1 protein-coding gene and 1 pseudogene are annotated in these 715 nt (G+C 67.1%); both read left to right on the forward strand.

What is annotated here, in order from left to right; translation table 11 throughout:
• The coding region (locus JMF90_RS39245; RefSeq protein WP_201326569.1) for a nuclear transport factor 2 family protein at positions 1–430 on the forward strand (430 nt) is incomplete at its 5' end.
• A gap of 33 nt (positions 431–463) precedes the next feature.
• Positions 464–715: pseudogene (locus tag JMF90_RS39250) on the forward strand (alpha/beta hydrolase); the annotation flags it as partial.

Below are 715 nucleotides of genomic sequence, written 5' to 3' on the forward strand. Positions count from 1 at the left end.
CCTCTTCGAAGCCGCTGCCGATACGCTGAACGCCTACTACCAGGCCGTCGCGGATGCCAATCTCGACGCGCTGCTGGCGTTGTGGATCGACGAGGATTTCGCCAGCTGCGTATGGGCGGACGGCGAGCATCTGCACGGCCTCGACCAGATCCGCGGCGGGCTCGCCAACCGGCTCGCGACGCGCCCGGTCACGATCGAGCCGCTCGACATCCGCGTGTACGACAGCCTCGGCACGGTCGTCTATACGATCGCCGAAGCGCATCAGCAGGCCGACCTGACGGCCGAACCCGACATGGTTTTCGCGACGTACGTGATGATCCACGAACGCGGCGAATGGCGCATCGCGCACATCCACGCGAGCCCGATTCCTGAACAAGCGGCCGGACAATTCGCCGCGAAGATCCGTCACGGGCAGGGTCCGCTGCACTGACGAAGAACGAAGCAACGCATTAGCGGGGCGATCATGAGTACGGCTTCTCCGCCCACCTCGCCGCTGACCGGGCCCCCGGCCCCCGACGACGATTCATTGCGCTATCGCGCACCGCGCTGGCTGCCCAACAGCCATGTGCAAACCATCGTGCCCGCGCTGTTCGCGCGGCGGCCGGTCGTCGGTTATCGGCGAGAGCGATGGGAAACGCCCGACCACGACTTCATCGACCTCGACTGGGTCGCGCACCTCGACAGCGCGGCGCCGGCGCCCGACGCGCCGCTGTTC

Origin of the sequence: Burkholderia sp. E168m23 (assembly GCF_016586125.1) — a bacterium.
Taxonomy (GTDB): Bacteria; Pseudomonadota; Gammaproteobacteria; order Burkholderiales; family Burkholderiaceae; genus Burkholderia; species Burkholderia orbicola.